Source organism: Bacillus sp. DTU_2020_1000418_1_SI_GHA_SEK_038 (assembly GCF_032341175.1).
Classification (GTDB): domain Bacteria; phylum Bacillota; class Bacilli; order Bacillales; family Cytobacillaceae; genus Cytobacillus.
In genome coordinates, this window is sequence record NZ_CP135435.1 from 4,447,991 (window position 1) to 4,468,467 (window position 20,477).

The following is a 20,477-nucleotide window of genomic DNA, read 5'->3' on the forward strand; positions in this document are numbered from 1 at the left end:
ACCTCCTTTATTTTTGTCTTTTGTCCAGAGGTATATGAAAAGTAAGTAACTATTGCTATTAAAATATATATTTATATATGGTTAGAAGCTTAGAAAAAATGTGACCAGCAGAACCGATCACATTTTTTCCAACTCTTCTATTTTATCATGTTTATGCACAAATGGAACTTCCAAATTTAGTTTGCTTCTTTTACATGGATATTTAAAGTGGATGTCACTTCGGCATGAAGTTTAACAGGAACCTTCGTATAGCCTAATGAACGAATGGCATCTGGAAGCTCAATTTTGCGCTTGTCAATTTTTATATTGTGAGCCTTCTGCATTTCTTCTGCAATTTGCTTACTCGTAATGGAGCCAAATAAACGGCCGCCTTCACCCGCTTTTGTTGAAAATTCCAATGTAATTTTATCCATTGTTTCCTTCAACTTTTTAGCTTCTGCCAGCTCTTCTGCCGCTAACTTTTCTTCTTTCTTCTTCTGTGCACTTAATGAGCTTATATTGGCTTGGTTTGCCTCAACAGCAAGGCCCTGCTTGATTAGGAAATTCTGTGCGTATCCGTCCGCAACATTCTTGACTTCCCCTTTTTTCCCTTTACCCTTAACATCCTTTAAAAATATGACTTTCATTCCTTTTTTCTCCCTTCCAAATATTCATTAATGGCGGCATGTAACCGTACTTCTACTTCATCTAGCGAATGATCTGTCAGCTGAGTTGCCGCATTCGTTAAATGCCCCCCGCCATCAAGGCTTTCCATGATGACTTGAACATTGATATCCCCTAGAGACCTTGCGCTTACTCCTACTATGTTTTCAGATCGCTTAGAAATAACAAAAGAAGCAAGAACGCCGTCCATTGTCAACAATGTATCAGCTGTCTGTGCAATTAACACTTGATGGATCTCCTCATCAGGTTGTCCCTTTGCAATCGCAATGCCTTCACGGTAAAAATACACATTTTCGATTAATTTTGCTCGTTTAATATAAGTATTAACATCTTCCTTAAGGAATTTCTGCACGAGAACGGTATCAGCTCCCTGAGAGCGCAAATAGGAGGCCGCATCAAAGGTCCTTGAGCCGGTTCTTAGACTGAAGCTCTTCGTATCAACAGTAATTCCAGCTAGTAAGGCGGTTGCCTCAAGCATATCAATTTTTCCATATTTCGGCTGGTATTCAAGAAGTTCGGTCACTAGCTCAGCAGTCGAAGAAGCATAAGGTTCCATATAAACAAGCAGCGGATTATGAATGAACTCTTCTGCCCGGCGATGGTGATCGATGACGACAACATGGTCTATTTTCTGAATAAGTTTTTCCTCAATAACCATCGAAGGCTTATGAGTATCGACAATAACTAACAACGTATCGTCTGTTGCCATTTCTAATGCCTGTGCAGGGGTAATAAATTTAGAATACAAGGATTCGTTTTTATTAATTTCTGTCATAAGCCTTTGAATCCCGGTATCGATATCTTGAGGGTTAATGACGATATACCCCTCACGCTGGTTCATCTGAGCAATTTTTCGAATACCAATGGCTGCACCAATAGCATCCATATCCGGGTTCCTATGCCCCATTATAATCACCTGATCACTCTCAGTGATTAACTCCTTGAGAGCATGGGCAATAACACGTGCACGGACCCTTGTCCGTTTTTCAACCGGATTCGTTTTCCCGCCATAGAACTTAACCTTTCCGTTCGTCTGCTTTATGGCCACCTGATCTCCACCACGACCAAGGGCTAAGTCAAGACTAGACTGGGCAAGAACACCTAGCTCAGGCAAGGATGAGACACCCGTTCCCACTCCGATACTTAATGTTAATGGCAGATTTCTCTTTGCCGTAATTTCTCTAATATCATCTAGAATCGAAAATTTCCCTTTTTCAAGATACTGAAGAATATGTTCATTAAAGACTGCAATAAATCGATCGGAAGATACCCTTTTTAAGAAGACACCATTATCTGTTGCCCATTTGTTCAAAATGGAGGTCACGATATTATTAAGGCTGCTTCTCGCTTGATCTTCCATTCCTTGGGTTAGTTCATCATAATTATCTAAAAAGATAATCGAGATAACGGTTCTTTCTTCCTGATATAATTTTTCAATTTCTGTTTGTTCTGTTACATCAAAAAAGTAAAGCAAGCGCTCTTCCAATTTCAGAATAACACGAAGCTTACGGTCATGAAGCGTAATTACTTCAGTTTCCACTTCCTGTTTGATCAATGGGACCAGCAAATCTGCTACATCATAAAGCGATCTTCCTACTAACGTATCTTCATCAAAGCATGAGGCCATAAAAGGATTGGTCCATTCAATGTAATAATCATCATTAATGAGCATAATCCCAATTGGCATTTCCATTAAGGCCTCTTCGCCTACCTTTTTTACCCGGTAAGATAAAGTGGATATGTATTCTTCTGTTTCCTTCCTTTGCAGATAATCTATTTTAAATAGGTAATAAAAGGGGAGGACAGCAAGAAGAAGTCCGATCAGGCCAAAAATCCAGTTATAATACGCTAATATAATAAGAAGCACCACTGTTATGCCCATCAATCCATAGATTGGATAGCGAATGGAGCGCTTTTCTAAATATGACGGCATGTTTTCAGCTCCTAAACAGCAGTGTTTAGAGCATGTCCTATTCAGGAGATGGCTTCACCCTTTTGGACATACGTTTATTTACTCTTTTCTAATCTTTTTCTTAAATCAAACCCTAAGTCAATTATACCTAATATCCTTACAATAGAAAGAAAAATTGGAATGATGAATGTAAAGACCACGGCAAAAATAGGGACCGCCTTTGAAATACCCCTTTTATAACAAAAATAAGAGATAAGTGATAGACCTTGAAGAACCATTAACATTTGAAGCAGAAATCCAATATTCATTAACGCCATATACCAATATGTGCCTTCTTCAGGATTTAGGGCAAAGGAGGCCAACATCGTTAATAAATAATACCATAGAATACTTTTTGGAAGGACAATCTCTCTAAAGGGCCTCCAGCGGTCTACCTCTACTCCAAATCGCTTAACGATGGGAAAAGAGACTAGCTCTATTAGTAAAACCCCAAATAGCGCAATTAATACAAATAAACTTGGTGTTAAAGTATCAAGCAAATTTAGCGATGCTTCAAACTGCTCTATTACTTTCTCACTAGAGCCCTGCCCAATCGTTTCTAGCATGCTTCGTGACCCATCAATAGATTCCCTTAACACACCAATGGATTCTTTGATAAAGTTTATTTTGAAAAAAACGACTGCAACCGCATATTGGATTAATACTGTTGCAAGAAATACTAAAGAAGCAGCCATAAAGGAAACCGTTCTGTTTTTCTTCTCCTTAATCAACTGCCCAATCACAATGCCTGTCAAACCATAGGTGAGCGTAAGAGGAACCGCAAGCAGCGTTCCTACAATCAGAGAGATTAGAACAGCAGCTACAAAGAAAACAAACGTAAACATGCGTGTGTTTTTCGCCCCAAAAAGAATAAAGGGCACTGCCAAAAACAGATTGCTGATTACACCAAGAACCGGAATATACATAGTAATTAATATAAGTACGGCATAAGCAGCTAATAAAACAGCCCCTTCAGTCAGCTTATGTACATTTTTCATTTTTACACCTCTTTTTAGCGGGAGACCATAAAGTCTATTTTAGCTAGTATTTTAGTCATATTCAACTAAGAAGAGCGATACGTGACCGATGCCTATTAAAGTAATAAAAAAAGCACAACAGGTTTCCCCTTGTTGTGCTTTGTTATCTATTATTCACCTGAAACGTATGGCAGTAATGCCATTTGGCGTGCACGCTTAATCGCAACTGTTAATTTACGTTGGTATTTAGCGTTTGTACCAGTTACACGACGAGGTAAAATTTTACCGCGCTCAGAAATGAATTTTTTAAGAAGATCTACATCTTTGTAATCGATGTGAGTGATTCCGTTTGCAGTAAAGAAGCAAACTTTACGACGCTTTGCACGTCCGCCTCTACGTCCTCCCATTGCCATGGTCATTTCCCTCCTTTTATTTTATTTATTATCGTTCAAAAAATAATCATGTTAGAATGGCAGATCGTCATCTGAAATATCGATTTGTCCACCGTCATTTGCAAATGGATCGTTATCTACCCTCGTATATCCTTGATTATTTCTGTTGTATTGCTGTTGTTGATTCTGATTGTTGTTATTTCCAAATGGGAAATCCTGTTCTCTAGGTGCGCCATAATTAGCATTTTCACCTCTGGAGCTATTCCGAGGCTCAAGGAATTGAACACTTTCAGCCAATACCTCTGTAATATATACACGCTTTCCATCCTGACCATCAAAGCTGCGAGTCTGAATTCTTCCATCTACTCCGGCAAGACTGCCCTTTTTCAAGAAATTCGCTACGTTTTCAGCAGCTTTTCTCCAAACAACACAGTTGATGAAGTCAGCTTCTCTTTCACCTTGTTGATTCGTAAACGCACGGTTTACAGCAAGAGTGAATGAAGCAACCGCTACACCATTTGGGGTATATCGTAAATCAGGATCCTTTGTCAAACGTCCAACAAGAACAACGCGGTTCATCATCAGAATCAACTCCTTTCTTCCAACAAATGTTTCACATGGAACATTTTAGTTAAAAGTATTTATCTATTACTTCTCATTTTTAACAACGATATGACGGATAATGTCTTCGCTGATCTTCGCTAAACGAGAGAACTCGTCAACAGCTGGAGCCTCAGCATTAACATGGATCAATTGGTAGAAACCATCGCGGAAATCATTGATTTCGTAAGCTAGACGGCGCTTACCCCAATCCTTTGCTTCAGTCAATTCCGCACCATTATCAGTTAAGATTGAGTTAAAACGCTCAACTAGAGCCTTTTTAGCTTCATCTTCAATATTTGGGCGGATGATGTACATAATTTCGTACTTTCTCATCACTATTACACCTCCTTTTGGTCTAAGCGGCCCTTTTGAAAGGGCAAGGAGCAATTTTTTAATTACTCACAAGATGAAAGTATATCATAAAACATCCACATTTGCAATGGACTAGCCATCTTTAGATTTTTATCAGCAATCAGTTCTGTTATTTGTACCAATATGGATTAATTCCTTATGTTTGCCGGCACAGATCCGCTTATTTGTAAGATAGCAGTGATTTCCTTGGAAAATTGAATATAATAAAAAACACTGCAGATGGCACTCTGCAGTGAATTATTTTATACGTTAAAACGGAAGTGGATGACATCTCCGTCTTGAACAATATATTCTTTTCCTTCAAGGCGAACCTTCCCAGCCTCACGTGCCGCAACCATATTTCCCGCAGCTAATAAATCATCATAGGAAACCGTTTCCGCACGAATAAAGCCTCGTTCAAAGTCAGAATGGATAACGCCTGCGCATTGTGGAGCTTTCATGCCTTTTTTGAATGTCCAAGCACGCACTTCCTGTACACCAGCTGTAAAATAAGTAGCTAGTCCAAGAAGGTGGTATGCCGAGCGAATTAGTTGATCCAGTCCTGATTCCTCAATTCCAAGCTCTTGAAGGAACATTTCCTTTTCTTCCCCTTCTAGCTCAGCAATTTCCGATTCAATTTTTGCACAAATGACAATTACTTCCGCGTTATCATTTTGGGCAAACTCTTTTACCTGCTGGACATATTCATTAGCATTCGGATCTGACACATCGTCTTCTCCAACGTTTGCTACATATAAAACCGGCTTGATTGTTAAAAGATGAAGCCCTTTCGCAACTTTCAATTGCTCTTCAGTGAATTCTACTGTTCGAGCAGGCTTGTCTGCTTCGAAAGCCTCTTTTAATTTCTCAAGAATCTCCATTTCAAACATTGATTCTTTATCTTTTTGTCTCGCCATTTTTCCAACTCTGGCAATCCGCTTTTCAACAGACTCAAGATCCGCCAAAATTAACTCCAGGTTAATCGTTTCAATGTCAGAAATCGGGTCAACTTTTCCTGCAACGTGAGTAATATTATCATCCGCAAAACAGCGGACTACCTGACAAATGGCATCTACTTCGCGGATATGTGACAGGAATTTGTTTCCTAGTCCTTCACCTTTGCTCGCCCCTTTAACAATCCCAGCAATATCCGTAAATTCAAACGTTGTTGGAACGGTTTTCTTCGGTTGAACAAGCTCTGTCAATTTATTTAAACGATAATCTGGAACCTCAACAATTCCAACATTCGGATCAATCGTACAAAACGGGTAGTTCGCCGATTCTGCTCCCGCTTGGGTAATCGCATTAAATAATGTCGACTTTCCAACATTCGGCAAGCCTACAATACCAGCTGTTAAAGCCATCCAAGTCACTCCTCAATTATATAAAAATCTATAGAAATTAACGTTCATTTCTTACTATGAAGTCCCTCACAATTATAGAGAGTTATTAGGTAATGCGCAAGCACCTCGGTAGTCGGTAATAGCCTCGATGACGGACACTTCTCCCATGAATGCAGTTGAAATGTCCGTGATTTAAGAAGCACAATTACCATGCAATCTATTCTTCATGCTTCACAAGGATTTTCTTCATCTTCCTTGCAAATTCCCTTCTTGGTATTAAAACACTATGAGAGCAGCCTTCACATTTAATCCGGATATCGGCTCCCATTCGAATGATTTTCCAGCGATTTGTTCCACATGGATGTTGTTTTTTCATCTCCACGACATCATTTAAATTGAATTCCTTTTGTTCCACCATTAGCCCCCCATTCCATCTTTTGTTTTCTTTAACTCTTCTTCATTTCTCGAATACATGACAAGTCGAGGAAACGGCACATCAATTCCATTCTCCTCAAGGCATTGTTTAATTTCCTTCCTTAATTGCCGTGCTATATAGAAATGCCTCATGGGCAATGTTTCAGATGTGACTCTGATTGTGAGATTGGAAACATCTAATGTTTGCACTCCGAGAATTTCAGGCGGTTTCACCATATCCTCATACTTTTCTGGCAGCTTCTCCAGCAGCTCCTGCAGAACCTTCTCAGCTTTATTAATATCACTTTCATAAGCAATGTTTACATCCACAAAGGCCACACTATTATTGATTGAAAAGTTTGTTACCTGGTTAATACTCCCATTAGGCAGGATGTGGACTTCGCCTGTCCAGCTTTTAATTTTAGTTGTTCTCAGCCCAATTTCCTCAACAGTCCCCATAAATTGATCAATCTGAATATAATCCCCTACCGAAAATTGATCCTCAAAGATGATAAAGAATCCTGTAATAATATCCCGAACAAGGTTTTGTGCTCCAAATCCAACAGCCAATCCAACAATTCCTGCTCCAGCTAACAAGGCCTTTACATCGATAGTCATGGTTTCCAATATCATCATTAAAGCAATGAAAAATGCCACGTATGTAAGAATATTGACTAGTAGCTTTACTAATGTAGCTTCACGCCTTTCCGAAATTCGGATAAGCGAACTGCGCGTCCTAAGTTTAAATATTTTTAAAATGACAGCCTTTCCTATTTTAATAAAAAGACTCGTCAAAATAATAATAAATAAAATTTTAAGAGCCCCATTTCCAATTGCTTCCCAGGTCTCCTCGTTTGAAAAAACGTCGATTTTTTTATAAATAAATGTCCTTAGGTGGTCCAATTTTTCACCTTCTTTAAATAGAGGTTTTTTGCATCAAAAAACTTACTTTATTTAAGCTTAGTGCATCTATTGAGGGCAAGCAATCATAGATTAGAGAAAAGCAGTAATCTTGAGAGATAAAGCAAGTTTATTTTAACAATTTCTCTCCTAGTTTTGTACCCCTTCACAACAGGATTTAACCCCATACTAAACACCATGTATAGATTACTAATATTTTCCGTATACTGTTACTACCTAGAATTAGGATATAAAAAACTGCCGGAAACTTTATTTACATACATTAGTGAAATTTCCCTGATTCAACAAAAAGGAGTGGATCCAATGGATTTTAGACCTCAGCTTTTTGAAAAAAAAGCAAATGCGGAAAGAATAGTGCATGATGAAGCGAATGCCGCCCATCAGTTAGCCTTGCAAATAAATCAATTATTGCCAACTGGTTTTAGAAACCGGCCTATTGTATTTGTCTGTATCGGGACTGACCGATCAACAGGAGACTCATTAGGTCCACTCGTTGGAACACTTCTAGAAGAAAAAAGAATGCCCTCCTTTTTCGTGTACGGAACTTTAGAAAATCCCATTCATGCTGTAAATATGGCCGACAAGCTGGCCGAAATTCAAAAAAACCACTTTAATCCTTTTATTATTGGCATTGATGCTTGCTTAGGGCGTTTAAAAAGTGTAGGTGTGATTCAAATTGGAGAGGGCCCTGTGAAGCCAGGTGCTGGTGTCAATAAAGAACTGCCCGAAGTAGGAAATATGCATATTACAGGAATTGTCAATGTGAGCGGTTTTATGGAGTTCTTTGTCCTGCAGAATACGAGGCTCCACCTTGTGATGAATATGGCGAAAACCATTGCGAACGGAATTTACAAAGCAAACTTACTTTACAAGCCAGAACGAACCATATCCAGATTTGACTTAGACCCAGAACAAGAACAAATTAGAGAAGCGGAAACGCCTTGATCACCCCCGACAAGCACAAGACGAGCCTCACGGAAAGGTGAGCTCTACCTTTCAGGATTGGCTTGTGACCTCGAGGGCGTAGGCGCTGGAGCTAGACAATAACATAAGGAGAGGATATTCGTTCCCCTCCTTTTTTATTTTAAAAATATAATTGGTAAAAATAAATGATTGTCACAATTATACCGACAACAGCAATTCCCGGAAGGAGATTTGCTACACGGATTTTTAATATGCCCGCAAGATTTAAACCAATGGCAAAAATCATCACTCCACCAGTTGCAGTCATTTCTTTGATAAAGCTATCCATAAGAACCGGTGGTACAAATTGATCGATCTGCGTAGCAAATAGAGCAATAAGTCCTTGGTAAACCATAACAGGAATAGCCGAAAATAGAACGCCAATTCCGAGGGTAGTCGTTAATATCAACGCAGTAAAACCATCAATAATTGATTTTGTGTAAAGCACATCATGATCGCCTCTAATCCCGCTGTCCAATGCACCAATAATTGCCATCGCGCCGATCACAAATATAAGTGTAGCAGTTACAAAACCTTGTGAAATGCTCCCCTGCCCATTCGAGCCAATCTTCCTTTCCAGCCAATCACCAAGAGCATTAAGCTTATTCTCTAAAGCGAAATATTCACCTAGAACTGCCCCAAAGACTAGGCTGATAATAACGACTAGGAAATTCTCTCCCTTTAGGGCCATTTGCAGACCTAATACCATGACAGCCAAACCAATGGCATGCATGACAGTTCCTTTCATATTTTCAGGAATTCGATTGAGCATTTTCCCTAAAAGGGTACCAATAATAATCAATAATCCATTTACGATCGTACCAAGTAGAAACATTCTTTTCACCTTACTAGTTAAATTTCGACATGCGAATGAAGTTAAAGATACACTACCATGAACAAGAGACAGATGCCAATCATATTTCAAAATTTCGTTAATAGATAAGCAGAAATCTCTTATAGCCAAAAAAATAAACCATCCAACGATGGCTTAAAAGGTTATTTATTCGTTTCCAATAGTTCTAAAATCCGATCCAAATCTTCCTTAGAAAAGAACTCTATTTCTATTTTTCCTTTATTGTTTGTCTGTTTAATATTAACGGTTGTTCCAAATCTCTCTCGTAAGAAGGATTCTTGTTCTTTAATAAAGACATCCTTTTTAGGTATAGGCTGTTTTGTTTCACGTGAAACATTATTGAGCTGCTGAATTAACTGTTCTAACTGTCGAACATTTAAGTTATCCTTAATCGTTTTCTCGACTAAAACCATCAGCTTCTCTTTATTTCTTAGCCCTAATAAGGCACGTCCATGGCCCATTGTGATTTTCCCTTCGGAGATCCATGCCTGGATTTTTGGAGGCAAGGACAGCAACCGAATATGGTTCGCAATATGTGGGCGGCTTTTTCCGAGACGCTTTGCCAATTCTTCTTGGGTAATTTTTAATTTTTCCATTAGAAGCTGGTAGGCAGCACCTTCTTCAATTGGTGTTAAATCTTCGCGCTGCAGATTTTCTAATACGGCTAATTCCATCATCTGCTGTTCATTTAATTCTCTTACGACTACTGGAACCGTTTCTAATTTTGCCGCTTTTGCTGCGCGATATCGTCTTTCCCCAACAACAATTTCATAGCCCTTTAAGCTTTTCCGCGCGATAATTGGCTGCAAAATACCATGCTCTATAATCGACTGGGTTAATTCTTCAATTGCTTCCTTCTCAAATATTTTACGAGGTTGATAAGGATTAGGACGCAGCTCTTTTAAATTAATTTCCCTAACTGATTCCTCTTTGGTCTCCATGTTGGAAAAAAAAGCATTAAGCCCCTTCCCTAAACCTTTAGCCATTCGAAACCACTTCCTTTGCTAAATCTAAATACACCTCTGCACCACGAGATTTAGGATCATAAGTAATAATTGGTTCGCCATGACTCGGCGCTTCACTAAGGCGTATATTTCGAGGAATGATCGTTTGATAGACTTTATCCTGAAAATATTTCTTTACCTCTTCAATAACTTGAATGCCCAAATTTGTTCTCGCATCCAGCATCGTCAGTAATACGCCTTCAATTTTTAAATCATGATTTAAATGCTTCTGAACGAGGCGGACAGTGTTCAAAAGCTGGCTTAGCCCTTCAAGAGCGTAGTATTCACATTGAACTGGAATGATGACAGCATCAGATGCTGTTAATGAATTTAGTGTTAATAAGCCAAGAGATGGCGGACAATCAATAATAATGTAATCAAAGTTCTCTTTAACTTCCTCCAAGGCGCGTTTTAAACGTACCTCTCTTGAAATCGTTGGCACTAATTCAATTTCTGCACCAGCTAGCTGTATCGTTGCGGGGATCGCATATAAATTTTCAACAGAAGTCGGGCGAATAACCTTCGCTGCTTCAACATCATCTACTAACACATCATAAATACATTGATCGACATCAGCTTTCTCTATTCCTACCCCGCTCGTTGCGTTCCCTTGAGGATCAATATCTACTAGCAAAACCTTTTTTCCTATGTATGCTAAACAGGCACCAAGATTCACGGAAGTAGTCGTTTTCCCTACTCCTCCTTTTTGGTTTGCAATTGCGATGACTTTGCCCACGATATCACCTACTTTCATCTATAAATAAACTCTATTGATATATTCAAGACTTCAATTTACTTCAAACTATTAAAAAGGCAATCATGTATTCTATTTTAACATGAAAAAGACGAGAGAATAAATTTTAATTGATAAAATGCAATCTTCTAATTTGAACATAATCTGAATGAATAATATAGCAAGTAATAAGAGGAGATTAAACTTGAGGTGAAGTCGAAGCTTACGATCAAAAAATGAGGATAAAAACGAACGTCATGAACGATTCAAGTGCTTGTTTTCTGCTGTACCCTTGCTAAACGAGTCTCATGAACACTTCATAGTGCGCATTTTCAGCTGGACCCTAGCAACCCTTGGAATTAATGCCGAATATGCTAACACGCATGCAAAAAACATGAGAAATTAAACGATGGACTGTTTAATTTCTCATGAGTATATTAGATATTTATTACTTCTTTTTTGGAATTTTAATGGTTATTTGATAGAATTCATCAAATTCCTCTTCATGCGAGTCAAGGTTAATACCGCTTTCTGAAACCATGGATAAGGATTGACGGATTGTATTTACAGCAATTCTCATATCCTTGCTAAACGCTTTTCTTTTAGGCTTGGGCTTCGGGTTATTTTGTTCTAAGAGGCGGACAACCCGGTCTTCCGTTTGCTTTACATTTAGGCTTTTTTCAATGATTTCCTCTAGAAGCTTCACTTGCTTCTCTGGATCCTTAAGCGGGATAAGTGATCTGGCATGACGCTCAGTAATTGCTTTACATAATAAAGCGTCCTGCACCTCTTGAGGCAGCTTTAATAGCCGAAGCTTATTTGCAACGGTTGATTGCCCTTTCCCTAAGCGCTGAGCTAACGCTTCCTGGGTTAAATTATGTAACTCCAATAGCTTCCCGTATGCTATTGCTTCTTCAATTGGAGATAATTCTTCTCTCTGCAGATTTTCAATTAAGGCGACAGAAGCTGTTTCTGTATCATTTAAATTTTTGATGATGGCAGGAACTTCCTCCCAGCCAAGCTTCTTCATGGCTCGCCATCTGCGCTCACCTGCAATAATTTCAAACTGTCCATTCTCAAATTCCCGAACGACAATTGGCTGAATGATGCCGTGAGTATGAATGGTTCGTGACAGTTCTTCAATTCTTTCCTCATCAAATACCGTTCTTGGCTGAAAACGGTTAGGAACAATATGATTTATGGGGATTTTCTTAATTTCTTCATATTCCCCAATCTTCTCAACATCTAATTCTTCTTGTTTTTCTATTTCAACTTGTTCTCCCTTTTCGCCTAGGCCAAAAAAGCGTGAAAAAGAATGCTTCATCACCCTGCACCACCTTTACGAAACTCCCTATTACTTATTCTCTATAAAATTAACAAGTCCTGCTGAATATCAGGATTTATTATTTTTACATTTGGCTTTGTTCATTAATTTTGTTAGCGATTAAATTCGCCTATACAGACCTAATCTCTCTTGTGTTTGTCTCGAATAAACCCTGTTCAGATACATAGATAGGACTAGTATTCAACATATCGCTAATATAGCCTTCCAATTATAGTAAATGGGACATTGAACCTGTCCCCTTGTCCCTATTAATTATGCCATAATTCTTTAAAAAGTGTAATCCTATTCAATAGGAGTCTTGTTAGGAGTACCAGGTTTCCTCGGATATTTCTTTGGTGTAGCTTTTTCTTTGTGAATAATTAATAGATTGCGTTCGCTATCTTCCTGTGGGAGTGTAAAGGAAAATGATTGATGAAGTTTTCCACCTAGGATGGAAATGGCCTTTTTCCCCACTTCTAGTTCTTCTTTAGCACTAGCACCCTTCATCGCGATAAAGGTGCCACCGACCTTTACTAGTGGCATACATAGCTCACTTAAAACAGAAAGCCTTGCAACTGCACGGGCTGTAACGACATCATATGATTCGCGGTGCTCTTTTTTCTGGCCAAATGTTTCCGCTCGGTCATGAATTAATTGAACGTCCTTCAAGCCTAGTTCCTTTGTTAAATGCTCTAAAAAGCCAATCCGTTTATTAAGAGAGTCGACAATCGTAACCCTCAGCTCTGGAAAAGCTATTTTTATCGGAAGACTTGGGAACCCTGCACCCGCTCCTACATCACAAATATGAAATGGCTTTGTAAAGTCAAAATAAAAGGCTGCAGTGATTGAATCATAAAAATGCTTTAAATAAACCTCTGGCTTATCTGTAATCGCCGTCAGGTTCATTTTCTCGTTCCATTCCACTAATAAAGTAAAATATTTCTCATATTGATCTAATTGCTGAGGCGAGAGGGAGATCCCCTTCGCCGTCAGCGCTTCAATAAATTGTTCTGTATTCATTCGCCAATCCTTTCCTAAGCTATGAAATGGCCAGCTTTATTCGTTTGTGACCTTTGCAATTCGGCCCTGTTCAATATAAATAAGCAAAATAGAAATATCAGCAGGATTTACCCCTGAAATTCTAGAGGCTTGCGCGATGGATAAAGGCATTACTTCTTTTAAATTATGTTTTGCTTCTTTTGCCAGACCATTAATCGCATCATAATCAATATTCTCTGGGATTCTTTTGTCTTCCATTTTCTTTAATCGTTCTACCTGCTGCAGTGATTTATCAATATAGCCTTCATATTTAATTTGAATCTCCACTTGCTCTTCCACTTCATGGTCCAGCTTTTCTTCGCCAGGAGCGAGCTGCCAAATATGCTCATAAGACATCTCTGGCCTTTTCAGCAGGTCTGAGGCCCGGATACCGTCTTTTAATTCGCTGCCTCCGAGACTCTTGATTATTTCCTGAACTTCTTTTGAAGGCTTGAGAATAATCCCTTTTAACCGCTCAATTTCATTTTCAATTGCTTGTTTTTTAGCAAGGAACTTTTGATAGCGTTCTTCACTAATAAGACCAACGGAATGTCCAATCTCAGTTAACCGCAGATCGGCATTATCGTGGCGAAGCAATAAACGGTATTCCGCACGGGAAGTAAGTAATCGGTATGGCTCCTGCGTTCCTTTTGTAATCAGGTCATCAATCATAACCCCAATATAGGCATCCGAACGGCTCAAAATGATTTCTTCCTTGCCAAATACGTTCATCGCCGCATTGATTCCAGCTAAAAGGCCCTGTGCCCCTGCTTCTTCATACCCTGAAGTGCCATTAATTTGCCCAGCTGTATATAGATTCTTTACCCTTTTCGTCTCTAGTGTTGGCCAAAGCTGAGTCGGTCGGACGGAATCATATTCAATCGCATAGCCCGCACGCATCATCTTGGCATTTTCCAATCCAGGAACACTGCGGATCAAGTCATGCTGCACTTCCTCAGGCAAGCTTGTCGATAAGCCTTGAACATAGACCTCTTGCGTATTTCGCCCTTCAGGCTCCAGGAAAATTTGGTGGCGCGGCTTATCGTTAAAGCGAACAATCTTATCCTCAATGGATGGGCAATAACGCGGCCCCTTCCCTTGGATCATTCCAGAATACATCGGAGAACGATGCAGGTTAGCCTCGATAATTTGGTGTGTACGTTCACTTGTATAGGTTAGCCAGCATGGCAGCTGGTCTGTTATATATTTTGTCGTTTCATATGAAAAAGCAAGCGGTGTATCATCACCAGGCTGAATTTCTGTTTTACTGTAATCAATCGTATTGCTGTTCACTCGAGGAGGCGTTCCTGTTTTAAAGCGTTCTAATTCAAAGCCGATTTCCTCTAGATGCTCAGAGAGCTTGATAGAAGGCTGCTGATTGTTCGGACCGCTTGAATATTTTAGTTCACCTAGGATAATTTCTCCTCTTAAAAAAGTTCCCGTTGTAATAATTACAGTTTTCGAATGATAGACAGCGCCTGTTTGAGTGATAACTCCTTTACATACACCATCTTCAACGATTAGTTGTTCAACCATTCCTTGGATAAGAGTAAGGTTTGGTTCACTTTCAAGAGTCTTCTTCATTTCATGCTGATAGGCAAACTTATCAGCCTGTGCACGCAACGCTCTGACTGCAGGCCCTTTTCCTGTATTCAGCATACGCATTTGAATATAGGTTTTATCCAAGTTCTTAGCCATTTCTCCGCCTAAAGCATCTATTTCTCTAACAACGGTTCCTTTTGCCGGCCCCCCAATAGAGGGGTTACATGGCATGAAGGCCACCATATCTAAATTAATCGTTACGACTAACGTCTTTGCGCCAATGCGGGCAGACGCAAGGCCAGCCTCACAGCCTGCATGACCAGCCCCGACCACAATGACATCGTATGTTCCAGCTTCATATGGCATGATGCTGCCTCCTTTTCTTTTTTGAAAACTCTGTTCTTGTATACCCTTTTTGGGTGGTACATTTAACAAAATTACTGATTCTCTGGTAATTATACTTTTTAGTGTGTAAAGTACGCATTTTCTTAAGTTATCACTTTAAACGAGCGCTATGAACCCTTCATGGAGCGCGTTTTCTTAAGTTATCACTTCAAACAAGCGCTATGAACTCTTCATGGAGCGCGTTTTCTTAAGTTATCACTTCAAACCAGCTCTATAAACTCTTCATGAAACAGATTTCCAACTTTTCTATTTCCCTAAACAGAACTGCGAGAATAACTGATCGATTAAGCTCTCGTGGACGCTGTCTCCGATGATTTCGCCAAGCAGCTCCCATGTTCTTGTAAAATCAATTTGTACAATATCGATAGGCGTTCCCATCTCAACTGCCATTAAAGCATCTTCCATGGCACTAAATGCCTGATTCAATAAGGCAATATGACGGGAATTCGAAACATACGTCATATCCCTTGATTCGATCGAGCCCTCAAAAAAGAGAGAAGCAATTGCTTCTTCCAGCTCATCTACTCCCCTATCCTCTAATAAGGATGTTGTGACAAGCTTATGGTTCCGAGAAAGGTTTCGAACCCGTTCCATATCAATCTTTTGAGGCAGGTCGGTTTTATTCACAATGACGATCACGTCCATACCTTCGACTGCCTCAAATAAATTCTCATCCTCTTCCGTAAAATCATCCGAGTAGTTCAGAACAAGCAAAATAAGGTCCGCTTCCTTTAACACCTGCCGGGACCTTTCAACACCGATTCGTTCAACTATATCCTCAGTTTCTCTTATCCCTGCTGTATCCAATAAACGTAATGGCACACCGCGAACATTCACATACTCTTCTATCACATCACGAGTTGTTCCAGGAATGTCTGTAACGATTGCCTTGTTTTCTTGAACAAGACTATTCAATAAAGAGGATTTTCCTACATTTGGCCGACCAACAATCACCGTTGATAAGCCCTCACGTAAAATTTTCCCCTGATGAGAGGTACGAAGCAGCTTTTCAATCTCCTCTTTGACATAGGAGCCTTTTTCTAAAAGGAGCCCATGGGTCATTTCCTCCACATCATCATATTCAGGATAGTCAATATTTACCTCAACATGTGCGAGCGTCTCTAATATTTCCTGACGAAGCTTCCGAATAAGCTTCGAAAGTCTGCCTTCCATTTGTCCAAGAGCCACATTCATCGCCCGATCCGTTTTTGCCCGAATTAAGTCCATGACAGCTTCAGCCTGAGATAAATCAATCCGTCCATTCAAGAAGGCTCTCTTCGTAAACTCCCCTGGCTCCGCAAGTCTAGCCCCATGACTCAGAACAAGCTGGAGCACTCGATTGACAGAAGCAATTCCTCCGTGGCAATTAATTTCAACGACATCCTCTTTAGTGAAGGTTTTTGGTCCCTTCATGAGCGAGACCATTACTTCTTCAGCTATCTCATTCGTCTTTGGATCGACCATATGCCCATAATGGATCGTATGAGATGCTACCTCTTTCAGTCTTTTTCCGCCAACACCTCTAAACATTTTATCAGCAATCGCGATCGCCTCATCCCCGCTTAACCGAACAATCGCAATCGCTCCCTCGCCCATCGGCGTAGATATGGCTGCAATCGTATCTAATTCCATTACACTCCACCTCTTTTCATTCATAGCTTATTTATCTAAAAGTTAACTTCCTGTGATTTCTACAAAATAATAGAATATCATATGCCTTTTTATTAGAAAACAAGTTTGTCTTTCACATCCAGCTTCAATAAAACTTGTCCACAGCCCTTATATTTTTAAAAGCCTTTTATTTATCCACATTTTTTAAATTAGGTATACTATATTTTAGCTTATCCACATGTGAATAACAATAAAGCAGCCACTATCAATTAACAATGAAATAACGCAATGAATTCTGCTAGTCAGCTCCCTAACCAGAATAAAAATATTTTCACTGTGCTGGTCATTACCTTGTACAAGTTCTTCAGTATCAGAAGACAATTAAGTTTTAAACAAAAAAAGAACCCAATCACGAGATTGGGTTCCTGCTTATTTAACTGGTGTAATAACGAGATGACGATGCGGATCGTTTCCGCTTGAATACGTTTTTATTCGTTTATTTTCGGCTAAAGCGGTATGAATAACCTTTCTTTCATAAGAAGGCATCGGTTCTAAAGTAACCGTTTGACCTGTCTTTATCGCCTTTTGGGCTAGCCGCCCAGCTAACTGAATAAGCGTATCATTTCGCCTTTTTCGGTAATCCTCCGCATCCAGTAATACGTTAATGTATTGTTCTGAATAGCGATTTATAACTAATTGTGTTAAATACTGCAAAGAATTTAAAGTCTGACCCCTTTTTCCAATAAGAAGAGCAATTTTTTCTCCTGTTAAAATGAATTCGATGTTTCTCCCGCTGCCAATTACCTCTATTTCAATCGCAACGCCCATCTTTTCACTTACATCTAACAGGAATTTCTCCCCTTCTTCAATTGGGTCAATTTTCATCACAGCTTTTACAATTGCAGGTCGTGAACCAAAGATGCCAAAGATCCCTTTTTTGCCTTCATCGACGATTGTAATTTCTGCACGTTCTTCCGTTGTCTGCAACTGAGCTAGAGCCGACTTTACTGCTTCCTCGACGGTCTGTCCTGTAGCAGTTACTTGTTTCACTTTTTAGCTCCTCCTGCTTTACCGGTTGCTGCAGCTTTCAGCTCCGGACCTTTAATAAAATACGTCTGAACGATCATGAAGATATTCCCTACTACCCAGTACAATGAAAGGGCCGCTGGGAAATTGATAGCAAATACAACGATCATAATCGGCATAAGCCAAAGCATCATCGCCATTTGCGGATTTTGATTAGCTGTTCCTGCCATCATCATCTTTTGCTGAATAAACGTTGTAACACCTGCAATCAACGGCAATAAATAGATCGGATCAGGTGAACCAAGGTCAAACCATAAAAAGTTATGATCACTAATTTCTCGTGTACGAGAAATGGCATGATAGAATCCAATTAAGACTGGCATCTGAACGATTAATGGAAAACATCCAGCTAAAGGGTTTACCCCATGCTGCTGGAAAAGCGCCATCGTTTCTTGCTGCAGTTTTTGTTGGGTTTTTTGATCCTTTGAACTGTATTTTTCCTTCAATTTTGCCATTTCTGGCTGCAATGCCTGCATCGCTTTTGAGCTTTTCGTTTGTTTAATCATTAAAGGAAGCATAAACAAGCGAATAATAATGGTGACAATGATAATCGATAAACCGAAGCTGCCACCCGCAAATTCAGCAACTTTTATGATGAAAAGTGAAAGCGGATAAACTATGTACTGATTCCAAAAACCTTCACTTTCGGATGTAATCGGCTTATTGATATCCATACAGCCTGATAAAAGCGCCATTACAAAGATAAGACCGATTACTAGAAGTATTCTTTTCTTCAAGCGTTTTTTCCTCCTTACTGCTACGAAAATTTATCTATTGTATGTTTATTCCCAAGTTTGGCCTCTTCTAAAATATATAAATGTAATTCAGAAGATTATGGAAAACAAAACTACATATATTTTAACATTTTTAATATGGCGTGTCTTTAAAGAAAGTACTTCTCCTTAAGACTGTTTATCAGCAGACCCTGGCTTAAGCTTCACCAAAACCTTCGACAGCTTTAATACATGAATTAAACTATTTTTTATTTCATGGAATTCCATATCAGCGACAGGCTTTCTTGCAATAATAATGTAGTCGAAAGGATGTTTTAGCTCATTCTCTAATTCGTGGAAAGCCTGGCGAACATAGCGCTTGATCTGATTTCTTGTGACAGCGTTGCCAATTTTCTTACTCACTGAAAGGCCAATGCGAAAATGCTCCTGTCCTGGCTTACTAAGTGAGTACACAACAAATTGCCGATTGGCAAATGACTTGCCTTTTTTAAAGGCGTCTTGAAATTCTTTATTCTTTTTCACTCTAAATTCTTTTTTCATCTTCTCTTACCTCTCTAACAAGCGGAAGACTTTGTTTTTAATTGATTATGGAAAAAAAGACCACTGACGTTTCAGTGGCCTAAGCAGATAATACTTTTCTTCCTTTACGGCGGCGGCGAGCTAAGACGTTACGTCCGTTTGGCGTGCTCATGCGGCTGCGGAATCCATGAACTTTACTTCTTTTACGTGCTTTTGGTTGGTAAGTTCTTTTCATTATATGACACCTCCCTGAGGAATAGCTGTTAAAGACAGTCCTACTAATTATAAAGATGTAACTAGAATGTTGTCAACTGGTAGAAATTCGTAAGCCTGCATTGCCTAAACTAATTCAATTCTTACAAAAAGATCCACCAAGAAAGTTTACCCTCTTTTTGAATCTCTGTCACTTAAAAATTTTATTTTTAAGAAAGTTATTTTTTCCACTTTTTAAATTCGACACTGGAATAGCTCCCCGATCTCGTATTATCTAACTCCAAGCATTATCCCTCAATGTTAAAGACATACGAGAGTCGACAATGTAACTGGACGTTACTTTTTCGGGTTGTGGATAAATTTTCGACACATTTTTCATTATCCACAGCACATATCGACAGCTTTTTCACACAAACACCCCTTGTGGACAATTAAAATCCACACACTCTTAGGCTTGTGGATAAATTATTAAAAACCATTGCACCTCTTAGGAATATCTGTTATCATAATTGTGTTTTCACTCTTAATAAATCATTGTGCATAACTTTGTTATCCACAGATTGTGGATAAGATGTGGATGAGTTATTCTTTCAGGTTGTAAAACCTTGTCCACAGCTAGTGGATATTGTCGAAATCCTTCTTCTTTTCCTTATTATATGTTTTTCCACATACATGAGTCTGTATATTTATTAATATGTAGGTTGTACTGCTTGTATAGCCTATATTTTTTTGGCGCCTATCATTCTAATACACTAATAAAAAGTGATTTTTGACCTGCTGCGATCTACCTGTCTATGGGAATTTTTATAATAGTAACCGGCAAAGGAGGGCTATCTA

At 39.2% G+C, this 20,477-nt stretch carries 21 protein-coding genes; 1 reads left to right on the top strand and 20 read right to left on the bottom strand.

Annotated features, from left to right (window positions below):
- Positions 1-176: 176 nt before the first annotated feature.
- The 9 genes from rplI to RRV45_RS21965 all read right to left on the bottom strand — a co-directional run bounded on the left by rplI (position 177) and on the right by RRV45_RS21965 (position 7,597).
- Positions 177-626: a 50S ribosomal protein L9 gene (rplI, locus tag RRV45_RS21925; RefSeq protein ID WP_315666760.1), complete on the bottom strand. Its 450-nt coding sequence runs from the start codon at positions 624-626 to the stop codon at positions 177-179.
- On the bottom strand, positions 623-2,596 hold the full coding sequence (locus tag RRV45_RS21930) for a DHH family phosphoesterase (protein ID WP_315666761.1): 1,974 nt from the start codon (positions 2,594-2,596) through the stop codon (positions 623-625). The genes rplI and RRV45_RS21930 overlap by 4 nt, the downstream gene beginning before the upstream one ends.
- A 74-nt stretch (positions 2,597-2,670) precedes the next feature.
- Positions 2,671-3,612 carry a YybS family protein gene (locus RRV45_RS21935; RefSeq protein ID WP_315666762.1) on the bottom strand — a complete coding sequence of 314 codons (942 nt, stop codon included), beginning with the start codon at positions 3,610-3,612 and terminating at the stop codon, positions 2,671-2,673.
- A 149-nt stretch (positions 3,613-3,761) separates the two neighbouring features.
- A complete protein-coding gene (rpsR, locus tag RRV45_RS21940; RefSeq protein ID WP_066297275.1) occupies positions 3,762-3,998 on the bottom strand; it encodes a 30S ribosomal protein S18 in 237 nt (78 codons plus the stop codon).
- A 57-nt stretch (positions 3,999-4,055) separates the two neighbouring features.
- Positions 4,056-4,565: a single-stranded DNA-binding protein gene (gene ssb, locus RRV45_RS21945; RefSeq protein WP_315666763.1), complete on the bottom strand. Its 510-nt coding sequence runs from the start codon at positions 4,563-4,565 to the stop codon at positions 4,056-4,058.
- A gap of 66 nt (positions 4,566-4,631) precedes the next feature.
- Entirely contained in the window at positions 4,632-4,919 is a 288-nt protein-coding gene (rpsF, locus tag RRV45_RS21950) for a 30S ribosomal protein S6 (protein ID WP_315666764.1), read from the bottom strand.
- Positions 4,920-5,200: 281 nt separating this feature from the next.
- The gene (ychF, locus tag RRV45_RS21955; protein WP_315666765.1) at positions 5,201-6,301 is read right to left on the bottom strand and encodes a redox-regulated ATPase YchF; all 1,101 of its coding nucleotides are present in this window, start codon (positions 6,299-6,301) and stop codon (positions 5,201-5,203) included.
- A gap of 196 nt (positions 6,302-6,497) precedes the next feature.
- The gene (locus RRV45_RS21960) at positions 6,498-6,698 is read right to left on the bottom strand and encodes a DUF951 domain-containing protein (RefSeq protein WP_410489320.1); all 201 of its coding nucleotides are present in this window, start codon (positions 6,696-6,698) and stop codon (positions 6,498-6,500) included.
- Entirely contained in the window at positions 6,698-7,597 is a 900-nt protein-coding gene (locus RRV45_RS21965; protein WP_315666766.1) for a mechanosensitive ion channel family protein, read from the bottom strand. The genes RRV45_RS21960 and RRV45_RS21965 overlap by 1 nt, the downstream gene beginning before the upstream one ends.
- A gap of 321 nt (positions 7,598-7,918) precedes the next feature.
- Between RRV45_RS21965 and yyaC the strand changes: the two genes are divergently transcribed.
- Positions 7,919-8,560, top strand: coding sequence for a spore protease YyaC (yyaC, locus tag RRV45_RS21970; protein WP_315666767.1), 642 nt, complete (start codon positions 7,919-7,921; stop codon positions 8,558-8,560).
- Positions 8,561-8,699: 139 nt separating this feature from the next.
- On the opposite strand, the gene RRV45_RS21975 is transcribed toward yyaC, so the two are convergent.
- The 11 genes from RRV45_RS21975 to rpmH all read right to left on the bottom strand — a co-directional run bounded on the left by RRV45_RS21975 (position 8,700) and on the right by rpmH (position 19,662).
- Positions 8,700-9,413, bottom strand: a complete 714-nt coding sequence (locus RRV45_RS21975; protein ID WP_315666768.1) for a DUF554 domain-containing protein — start codon at positions 9,411-9,413, stop codon at positions 8,700-8,702.
- Positions 9,414-9,574: 161 nt separating this feature from the next.
- Entirely contained in the window at positions 9,575-10,417 is an 843-nt protein-coding gene (locus RRV45_RS21980) for a ParB/RepB/Spo0J family partition protein (RefSeq protein WP_315666769.1), read from the bottom strand.
- Positions 10,410-11,171, bottom strand: coding sequence for a ParA family protein (locus RRV45_RS21985; RefSeq protein ID WP_315669126.1), 762 nt, complete (start codon positions 11,169-11,171; stop codon positions 10,410-10,412). Before RRV45_RS21985 ends, RRV45_RS21980 begins: the two co-directional genes overlap by 8 nt.
- A gap of 445 nt (positions 11,172-11,616) precedes the next feature.
- A complete protein-coding gene (gene noc, locus RRV45_RS21990) occupies positions 11,617-12,492 on the bottom strand; it encodes a nucleoid occlusion protein (RefSeq protein ID WP_315666770.1) in 876 nt (291 codons plus the stop codon).
- Between the two features lie 303 nt (positions 12,493-12,795).
- Positions 12,796-13,512 carry a 16S rRNA (guanine(527)-N(7))-methyltransferase RsmG gene (gene rsmG, locus RRV45_RS21995; protein ID WP_315666771.1) on the bottom strand — a complete coding sequence of 239 codons (717 nt, stop codon included), beginning with the start codon at positions 13,510-13,512 and terminating at the stop codon, positions 12,796-12,798.
- 36 nt (positions 13,513-13,548) lie between these two features.
- Entirely contained in the window at positions 13,549-15,438 is a 1,890-nt protein-coding gene (gene mnmG / locus RRV45_RS22000; protein WP_315666772.1) for a tRNA uridine-5-carboxymethylaminomethyl(34) synthesis enzyme MnmG, read from the bottom strand.
- Positions 15,439-15,723: 285 nt separating this feature from the next.
- Positions 15,724-17,109 carry a tRNA uridine-5-carboxymethylaminomethyl(34) synthesis GTPase MnmE gene (mnmE, locus tag RRV45_RS22005; protein ID WP_315666773.1) on the bottom strand — a complete coding sequence of 462 codons (1,386 nt, stop codon included), beginning with the start codon at positions 17,107-17,109 and terminating at the stop codon, positions 15,724-15,726.
- A 408-nt stretch (positions 17,110-17,517) separates the two neighbouring features.
- Positions 17,518-18,138, bottom strand: coding sequence for an RNA-binding cell elongation regulator Jag/EloR (gene jag / locus RRV45_RS22010; RefSeq protein WP_315666774.1), 621 nt, complete (start codon positions 18,136-18,138; stop codon positions 17,518-17,520).
- The gene (gene spoIIIJ / locus RRV45_RS22015) at positions 18,135-18,911 is read right to left on the bottom strand and encodes a YidC family membrane integrase SpoIIIJ (protein WP_315666775.1); all 777 of its coding nucleotides are present in this window, start codon (positions 18,909-18,911) and stop codon (positions 18,135-18,137) included. The genes jag and spoIIIJ overlap by 4 nt, the downstream gene beginning before the upstream one ends.
- A gap of 165 nt (positions 18,912-19,076) precedes the next feature.
- Entirely contained in the window at positions 19,077-19,448 is a 372-nt protein-coding gene (rnpA, locus tag RRV45_RS22020) for a ribonuclease P protein component (protein WP_315666776.1), read from the bottom strand.
- A 79-nt stretch (positions 19,449-19,527) separates the two neighbouring features.
- A complete protein-coding gene (gene rpmH / locus RRV45_RS22025; protein ID WP_066296007.1) occupies positions 19,528-19,662 on the bottom strand; it encodes a 50S ribosomal protein L34 in 135 nt (44 codons plus the stop codon).
- Between the last annotated feature and the right edge of the window lie 815 nt (positions 19,663-20,477).